Annotated in this window: 11 protein-coding genes; 2 read left to right on the plus strand and 9 right to left on the minus strand. The window is 69.5% G+C overall.

Annotated features, from left to right (window positions below; translation table 11 throughout):
* Window positions 1-537 (plus strand): thiamine phosphate synthase (locus tag FV228_RS14570; protein ID WP_147855281.1); only part of this gene is annotated, 537 nt, incomplete at its 5' end.
* Entirely contained in the window at window positions 534-1,550 is a 1,017-nt protein-coding gene (locus tag FV228_RS14575) for a tetratricopeptide repeat protein (RefSeq protein WP_147855282.1), read from the plus strand. The genes FV228_RS14570 and FV228_RS14575, both read left to right, overlap by 4 nt.
* 245 nt (window positions 1,551-1,795) lie before the next feature.
* On the opposite strand, the gene FV228_RS14585 is transcribed toward FV228_RS14575, so the two are convergent.
* The 9 genes from FV228_RS14585 to FV228_RS14625 form a co-directional block, all read right to left on the minus strand.
* The gene (locus FV228_RS14585; RefSeq protein ID WP_147855283.1) at window positions 1,796-2,236 is read right to left on the minus strand and encodes a cupin domain-containing protein; all 441 of its coding nucleotides are present in this window, start codon (window positions 2,234-2,236) and stop codon (window positions 1,796-1,798) included.
* Window positions 2,233-2,643: a carboxymuconolactone decarboxylase family protein gene (locus FV228_RS14590; RefSeq protein ID WP_147855284.1), complete on the minus strand. Its 411-nt coding sequence runs from the start codon at window positions 2,641-2,643 to the stop codon at window positions 2,233-2,235. Before FV228_RS14590 ends, FV228_RS14585 begins: the two co-directional genes overlap by 4 nt.
* Window positions 2,644-2,653: 10 nt before the next feature.
* A complete protein-coding gene (locus FV228_RS14595; RefSeq protein ID WP_147855285.1) occupies window positions 2,654-3,079 on the minus strand; it encodes a DUF779 domain-containing protein in 426 nt (141 codons plus the stop codon).
* A gap of 150 nt (window positions 3,080-3,229) precedes the next feature.
* Window positions 3,230-4,753 carry an aldehyde dehydrogenase gene (gene adh / locus FV228_RS14600; RefSeq protein WP_147855286.1) on the minus strand — a complete coding sequence of 508 codons (1,524 nt, stop codon included), beginning with the start codon at window positions 4,751-4,753 and terminating at the stop codon, window positions 3,230-3,232.
* Between the two features lie 353 nt (window positions 4,754-5,106).
* Complete coding sequence (locus tag FV228_RS14605) at window positions 5,107-5,454, minus strand: DUF3325 domain-containing protein (protein WP_147855287.1); 348 nt, start codon at window positions 5,452-5,454, stop codon at window positions 5,107-5,109.
* Complete coding sequence (locus FV228_RS14610) at window positions 5,451-6,974, minus strand: PepSY-associated TM helix domain-containing protein (protein WP_147855288.1); 1,524 nt, start codon at window positions 6,972-6,974, stop codon at window positions 5,451-5,453. The genes FV228_RS14605 and FV228_RS14610 overlap by 4 nt, the downstream gene beginning before the upstream one ends.
* A complete protein-coding gene (locus FV228_RS14615; protein WP_147855289.1) occupies window positions 6,971-7,282 on the minus strand; it encodes an iron transporter in 312 nt (103 codons plus the stop codon). Before FV228_RS14615 ends, FV228_RS14610 begins: the two co-directional genes overlap by 4 nt.
* Window positions 7,283-7,595: 313 nt before the next feature.
* On the minus strand, window positions 7,596-7,865 hold the full coding sequence (locus FV228_RS14620; RefSeq protein ID WP_147855290.1) for a hypothetical protein: 270 nt from the start codon (window positions 7,863-7,865) through the stop codon (window positions 7,596-7,598).
* A gap of 94 nt (window positions 7,866-7,959) precedes the next feature.
* Window positions 7,960-8,261 (minus strand): cold-shock protein (locus FV228_RS14625; RefSeq protein WP_281406496.1); only part of this gene is annotated, 302 nt, incomplete at its 5' end.

The raw sequence follows: 8,261 nt of genomic DNA on the forward strand, positions 1-8,261 counted from the left end.
GCGGCCGTGATCCTGCGGCTCGCCGCCACCGACGAGCGCGGGCTCACCGCCCGGGTGAAGCAGGTCGCGCCGATCACGCAAGAAGCCGGCGCGGCCCTCGTCGTGGCCTGCCCGGGGTTCACCGGCGACCTCGTCTCGGTGGCGACGAGGGGTGGCGCCGACGGGGTGCATGTCGACAAGCCGCGCGACCTGAAGGACCTGCGCGACCGTCTCCGAGAGGGTCGCATCCTCGGAGCGGGCGGCATCGAGACCAAGCACGGTGCCATGGAGGCGGGCGAGGCCGCCATCGATTACCTGATGTTCGGCGGTCTCTATCCGGACGGTGTCGCCCCGGAGGCCGACACCGTGCTGGCGCGCGCCGAATGGTGGGCCGAGATCTTCGAGACGCCCTGCGTCGCGGTGGCCGCGACGGCGGACGAGATCGGCCCCCTGGTCGCCACCGGGGCCGAGTTCGTCGGTCTGGAGAGCGGCCTGTGGCTGCCCGGGACTGACGTCGTCGCGCGGGCGCAAGCCGCGATCGCGGAGCGGGCCGCGTGAGTCTGCGCGTCCTGGTTCTTGCGGCATCCCTGGCCGCGGCGCTGCCGGCGCTCGCCGCGCCCAGCCCGCTCGATCCGGCCAAGATCGTCGCCCCGACCGACAAGACCGCGATGCCGGAGCTTCCGAGCCCCTACACGCCGAACTATTCCCGGGGCGCGGTCCCGCCCGCCAGCGGCCAGCCGGCGGACCTCGCCTATGGTGCCTATCAACGCGGCCAGTACGTCACCGCCTTCCGGGAGGCGACCAAGCGGATCGAGGCCAATCCCAAGGACGCGGCCGCGATGACGCTTCTGGGCGAGCTGTACAACCAGGGGCTCGGCGTCAAGCAGAACCCCGTGAAGGCCGCCGAGTGGTACCGCCTGGCAGCCGCCCAGAACGACGCCGCAGCGATGTCGTCGCTCGGCCTGATGGCGCTCGACGGGCGCGGCATGCCCAAGGACCCCAAGGCCGGCCGGCGCTGGCTGGAACAGGCCACGGTTCAGGGCTCGTCCACGGCCGCCTACAATCTGGGGCTGATCCTGATCGGCACCGGCGCCACCGCCGACGAGGCGGCCGCCGCCACGCAGTTCCGCAAGGCCGCCGATGCCGAGATCGGCCCCGCCCAGCACGACCTGGGCGTGCTCTACCTCCAGGGCCGCGGCGTCGCGAAGGATTCGAGCCAGGCGGCCCAGTGGTTCCGACGCGGGGCCGACAACGGCGATCTCGCCAGCGAGGTCGAGTACGCGATCCTGCTGTTCAACGGCAACGGCGTGACCAAGGACGAGCGCTCGGCCGCCCGCTACTTCCTGCACGCGGCCTCGCGCGGCAACGCCATCGCGCAGAACCGGCTGGCGCGGCTCTACGCGGTGGGCCGGGGCGTTTCCAAGAACCTGATCGAGGCCGCGGCCTGGAACCTCGCCGCCGCCGCGCAGGGCCTGTCCGACGCCTGGCTCGACCAGACCCTGTCGGGGCTCAGCGGCGACGAGCGCACCCGCGCCGAGCGGCTGGCCAACGAGCGCATCGAGCAGCGGTAGCGCTGAGGCGGAAAGAGCCAGGCGAGTGTGAGGCCGAGTTTTCTAACGCACACCCTCATCCTGAGGTGCGCGGCGATCGAAGATCGCAGTGCCTCGAAGGAGGTCTCCAGATGCCTCAGCGACTTCTGGAGGCCTCCTTCGAGGCCTCCGCTTTGCTTCGGCACCTCACGATGAGGGGTGGGGGGTGGAAAGGCGTTTGCCCCGGTAACGGCCGCCTCACTGGCCCGCGCGAACAAACCGAAAGCCTACCCCTCGGCCTTCGACCAATCCACACCGGCTTCCAGTTCCGGCAGCAGGACCACGCTCTCCTGCTCGTTCGGGTCGGTCCGGGCGATCACCGCGGTGACCGGCTCGGTCCGGCTGCGGTTGTAGGGCAGGTGCGGCACGTCGGCGGCGATGTAGACGAACTCGCCGGCTCCCGCGATCGCGTGGTGCTCCAGGCGCTCGCCCCAGAAGCAGCCCGAGATCCCCGAGAGGACGTGGATCGCGGTCTCGTGCGATTCGTGCTTGTGGGCGTGGGCGCGCTCGCCGGGCGGAATTTCCAGAAGCTGAAGATGCAACGCCTTGGCGCCCACCGCCTCCGCCGAGATCGCGGGGCGGTAGATGTGCCCCTGCTTGCCGCGGAACGGCGCGCTCTCGCGCAGGACTACAAGGCCCGGCCGTGATGCCTCGGATGCGTCGCTCATGATTCGCCGACCTTGAACGCGGAATCGACCGGGATCTGCAGGCCGTTGACCAGGGCGTTGGTCTGGTTCGCCATCCCGACCACCGCCAGGAACTCGCCGTGCTGCTCCGCGGTCAGGCCCTTCGCGCCGGCCGCGGCGGTGTGCGAGTGGATGCAATAGGGACAGCCGTTGGCGATCGAGACCGCGATGTAGACCAGCTCCTTGGTCAGCGGATCGAGGCTGCCCGGGCCCATCACGACCTTGAGGCTCGCCCAGGTGCGCTCCAGAAGGCCCGGATCGTTGGCAAGTCCGCGCCAGAAGTTGTTGACGAAGTCCGAGCCCCGGGTCGCCCGGATGTCGGCGAAAACCGCCCGCACCCGCGGGTGGGCCTCGGCTTCGGCATCGCTCCACAGCTTTACGGTCGCCATCTTGCCTCGCTCAGAGCTTGCAGGCGCCGTCGAGCGCCCGATTCTCGGCCTCGGTGAACAGGCGCGAGCGGATATGGAAGCGCTTTTCGCGGCCGTTTTCCAGAGAGAACATGCCGCCGCGCCCCGGCACCACGTCGAGCAGGATGTGGGTGTGCTTCCAGACCGCGAATTGAGACCGGGAGATGTAGAAATCCGCGCCGCCGACCTGCCCGAGATGGACGTCGCCGTCGCCGATGATGAAGTCGCCGAGCGGGTAGCACATCGGCGAGGACCCGTCGCAGCAGCCGCCGGACTGGTGGAACATCACCGGCCCGTATTCGGACCGGAGTTCGTCGATCAGTGCCAGCGCCGCCGGCGTCGCGGTGACCCTCAGGGGTGTGCCGTCGACACCAGCCTGCTCCGCCGTGGTGGCGTCGTTCGTGGAAACGGCGGTCATGCTTCACTCCCCTGCTGGCTGTTGGATATGCGTGCGGGGGTTCGGATTTCTACGGCGCGGCCCGGTTCGGCAGCAAACCCGGCCCCCAAAAGAAAAACCCCGGCCGCGAGGCCGGGGTGAAGTCGGCTCGGGGGTAACCCGGACCAGGACTCAGAAGAATCCGAGCTTCTTGGCCGAGTAGCTGACCAGCATGTTCTTGGTCTGCTGGTAGTGATCGAGCATCATCTTGTGGGTCTCGCGGCCGATGCCGGACTGCTTGTAGCCGCCGAAGGCCGCGTGGGCCGGGTAGGCGTGGTAGCAGTTCGTCCAGACGCGGCCGGCCTGGATCGCCCGGCCGAAGCGGTAGGCGCGGGTGCCGTCGCGGGTCCAGATTCCGGCGCCGAGGCCGTAGAGGGTGTCGTTGGCGATCGCCAGCGCGTCGGCGTCGTCCTTGAAGGTCGTGACCGACAGGACCGGCCCGAAAATCTCCTCCTGGAAGATCCGCATCTTGTTGTGGCCGCGAAACACCGTCGGCTGCACGTAGAAGCCCTCGGCCAGCTCGCCGTCCTTGACGTTGCGTGCGCCGCCGGTGAGCAGCTCCGCGCCTTCCTGGCGGCCGATGTCGATGTAGCTGAGGATCTTCTCCATCTGCTCGCCCGAGGCCTGGGCGCCGATCATCGTGGCGGGATCGAGCGGCGAGCCCTGGGTGATCGCCTCGACGCGCTTCACCGCCCGCTCCATGAAGCGGTCGTAGATCGACTCGTGCACGAGCGCCCGGCTCGGACAGGTGCAGACCTCGCCCTGGTTGAGGGCGAACATCGTCAGGCCCTCGAGGGCCTTGTCGAAGAAGTCGTCGTCCTCGTTGGCCACGTCGGCGAAGAAGATGTTCGGCGACTTGCCGCCCAGTTCCAGCGTCACCGGGATCAGGTTCTGCGAGGCGTATTGCATGATCAGGCGGCCGGTGGTCGTCTCACCGGTGAACGCGATCTTGGCGATGCGCGGCGACGACGCCAGCGGCTTGCCGGCCTCCAGGCCGAAGCCGTTGACAATGTTGATGACGCCCGGGGGCAGCAGGTCGGCGAGCAGCTCCATCACTACCAGGATCGAGGCCGGGGTCTGCTCGGCGGGCTTGAGCACCACGCAATTGCCGGCGGCGATCGCCGGGGCCAGCTTCCAGACCGCCATCAGGATCGGGAAGTTCCACGGGATGATCTGGCCCACGACGCCGAGCGGCTCGTGGAAGTGGTAGGCCACCGTGTCGTGGTCGATCTCGGAGATCGAGCCTTCCTGCGCGCGGATGCAGCCGGCGAAGTAGCGAAAATGGTCGATCGCCAGGGGGATGTCGGCGTGGGTCGTCTCGCGGATCGGCTTGCCGTTGTCCCAGGTCTCGGCCAGCGCGATCAGATCGAGGTTCTCCTCCATCCGGTCGGCCATCTTGTTGAGGATGCGCGCGCGCTCGGCCGGGGCGGTGCGGCCCCAGGATTCCTTGGCCGCGTGGGCGGCATCGAGCGCCTTGTCGACATCGGCGGCGTCGGAGCGGGCAACCTCGCAGATCACCTTGCCGGTGATCGGCGAGGTGTTCTCGAAGTAGCGGCCGGCGGCCGGGGCGACCCACTGGCCGCCGATGAAGTTGTCGTAGCGGGCCGAGAAGGGCGACTTGGTCCGGGCGTCGCCGAGAAATTCCGGCTTGTTCATGGCTCTGTTCCCTCCGTAGGCCCCGGCCTCGCGAACCGCGGCTCTTGGGCTGAAGCTGGCACGCGGACGGCCGATTCGATCGGCGGCGTCCGGTTCGGCTCTGGTGGCAGCCAATGGCTTTTGGCGTGCCGAATCAAGGTGGACTTTTGGCCAGTGCGCGAGCGGGCGGATCCTACGCCCTCCCGGTCAGGATCGCGACAGGACAAGTGTCCGTCAACCCGGGACTCGGTGGTTCAGGCGTGAAAACCCCTCGGATGCCCGCTGAAGCCGCGGTCGGATCGACCAATACGTTGGCATTATTCTCATGCCATATCGCTGACCTTGAGAGTTAGCTTGGCCGGTGTGCCCGCGTCTCAGGACCCGAGCGCGAACGGCAGCGCGAGCATCGCCAGCGGCAGGGCGGCCACGGCGGCGGCCCGCAACCACGCCGGCCGGTAGGACATCACCGCCACGACCAGCAGCGCGGCGCCGGTCAGGGCGCCGATCCACTGGACCGGGCCGAAATTCCAGCCGGCGCAGGCCACCGATGCTGCGAACGACACCGCCAGCCCGGACCATCCGGCCGCGCGCAGGCTCCTGGTCCGGCTCCGGGGCGCGGGCACGCGGAACACGGCGCGGTGATGCCGGTCGAGGCTGAGTGCCAGGGCGGCGAAGCTCGAGAAGCTGAGGCACAGGCTCAGCGCCAGGGCGGCGGCGGTCACGCTTCCACCGTCCGTGACAGTGCCGGCTTGGCCGCCCGAACCCGACCCGGTCGCCTGGCCGCGAAGCGGGCGCCGACGGCGAGCAGGATCGCCACCGCGAGCATCGCCGCGTCGAATCCCAGGAAGCGGGCTTGGCCGACGGTCACCGCATCCACGGCCGGGATCGCCAGGAAGGCGAGCGCCGCCGCCGAGAGCCCGGCCGGCCAGGCCTTCGCGCTGGGGGCCAGAGCCGAGGCCAGGGCCGCGAGGATCCAGACTCCGAAGAAGGCGCGCACCTCCCAATCCGCCCGGCCGGCGAGGTCGAGGGGCAGCAGCCGGTTGGCCAGGAAGTAGGCGGCCAGCCCCGTAGGCAGCCCGGCGATCGTGCCGAGGTTGAGCACGCGCACGAGGCGCAGGCCGAAGCCCGCCGGGTTCGCGCCCTTCGGCGCCCGGGCCACGGTCCAGAGCACGAGGCCCGACGCGATGGTGGCGGCACCCATCACGCCGCAGAGGAAGAACAGGATGCGCAGGGGCGCGGCGGCGAAGTGCGCCTCGTGCAGGCCGATCATCACGGCGCCGGTGCGGGTCGCGCCGCCGGCCTCGCCGGTCCGGGACAGCTCAGTACCGGTATCGCCCGCGTAGACGATCTGCGGATGCAGGTGCGCGAGGCCGGGCGGCTCCTCGAAGAAGGCGGTGACGCTCGAGGCCGCATCGCCCGGCTTCGTCACCATCACGACCTCCGGGGGCTCGCCTCCATCCGTGGTGGCACGGGCCACGATGTCGCCGAGCGGCATCTGGGCGCCCGGCTCACCCGCGGGCTTGCGTGCCGCCGCCATGATCCCGGACTCGGCGTAGTAAGCCAGCAGATCGTGCTGGTAGGCCGCCTTCACGCCCCAGGGCATCAGCAGCGGCCCGAGTTCGACCAGGCCGGTATAGACGATCATCAGGTGGAACGGCAGCGCCAGCACGCCGACGACGTTGTGGGCGTCGAGCCAGCCGCGCTGGGCAGAGCGGTCCCGCCGGAACGTGAAGAAGTCGGCGAAGATGCGACGGTGGGTGACGATGCCGGTGATCAGCGACACCAACAGGATCATCGCGCAGATCCCTACGATCCAGCGGCCCCAGAGCGCCGGCAGGGCCAGCTCGAAATGGAAGCGATAGAGGAAGTCGCCGCCCTTCGTCTCGCGCGCGGGCGATGCTTCGCCGGTCGCGGGATCCAGGAGTGCGTGGTGATACGGCCCGCCCGGATCCTTCCACCAATAGACCTCGACCTGCGGTTTCTCGGCGGTGGGAAGCCGGACCGACCAGGCCATGGCATCCGGCATCACGCGCCCGAGATAGGCCGCGGCGCGGTTGGCGGACGCGGCCGGATCGACCGCAGTCGCGCTCAGTTCGGGCCGCATCCAGTGCGAGACCTCGGTGCGATAGTAGCTCGCCGTCCCCGTCACGAAGATCGCGAACAGCACCCACCCGATGACGAGTCCGGACCAGGTGTGCAGCCACGCCATCGACTGCCGGAAACTTTTCCGGGGGCTGCTCATGGAGCCGTGGCCCCGGTGAACGCCCCGGCAAGCCATAGCCCTGCCGCCAGCGGCGCCGCGACGAGGCCGAGGACCAGCGCTGCACGGCCGAGGGACCGGGCCGCGAACACCCAGACCACCGCGGCGGCCATGATCGCGAAGCTCACGAGCGTCCCGGTCGAGACCGACTCGGAACGCGGCATCGGCAGGACCAGGGCCAGGAGCGCCGCCGAGAGGGCCGCGATGCCGTAGCCGCCGATGGCCGCCAGCACCACGCGTCCGGCCACCGCCAGACGGTAGGTCAAACCTGGCATGGAGCGGGCGCTCATCGCGCGATCTCCCGATTTCGTGATCCCATTCCCGCGGCCTAGCAGCGGCGCACTGCGACTCGCAACGGCTATGTTCCGGAACGATTCCAGTGTTGTGCCGGCCGCTTGAAGTTGTTCCCAAGCGCTCTGCAATCGTAAGTCGCTCAAAGTTCGGATCGTCACGCGCCGAACCGGCATCTCGTTCGACGGCGGCGCTGCTGCGGCTTCGATGCGCGTGTGGGCGCCTCGGAGGATAGGCCATCCAAGCCTTCAGGGCGCCCTGTGTACGAAGGAAACGAAGTTCCGCGCCTGCCTGGCCGCAACGGCCCGCCGCTCAGCGTCCGACATTTGTGCCGGTACCACTGCGGCCAGCTCTCCGCAGGGCGGCTGCGGCGCTGTTTGCGCTCGGCGGAAGATCCGGGCCGGCGCCGGGTCGGTCGTAGCCGGCGCGCGACCCCGGATTCGGCACCGTCCCGACACGGTCCCTGTCTTTGCCCCAGGCATAGCCGGCATTGATGCCCGCGTAGAAGCCGCTGAAATCCTCTGCCCGCGCCGGCGCCAGCGCCAGGATCAGCAGGATCGTCGGCATCAGCACGCGGTGCATGGCGGCTCCGAAACAAGAAAGGCGGCGACCCCGTTGGGGGCCGCCGCCTTGTAGAATTCCGAGGGATCGCGGCAGCAAGACGGCCGCGAGACCTTTAGTCTTCGACGTTGATGCTGGAGGCCTCGCGGCCCTTCTGACCATCGACGACGCCGAGGGTGACCTGCTGGCCTTCGGCCAGCGATTCCAGGCCGGCGCGGGACAGGGCGGAACGGTGCACGAACACGTCCTTGCCACCGTCGTTGACCGAGACGAAGCCGAAGCCCTTGGCGGGATCGTACCACTTCACGGTGCCGCTCATCTCGACCGAGGGACCGGATGCAGCCCGGCCACCACCGCCGAAGCCACCACCGCCGCCGGCGCCGTAACCACCGCCGCCGCCGCCACCATAACCGCCGC

This window comes from Methylobacterium sp. WL18 (assembly GCF_008040015.1).
GTDB lineage: Bacteria > Pseudomonadota > Alphaproteobacteria > Rhizobiales > Beijerinckiaceae > Methylobacterium > Methylobacterium mesophilicum.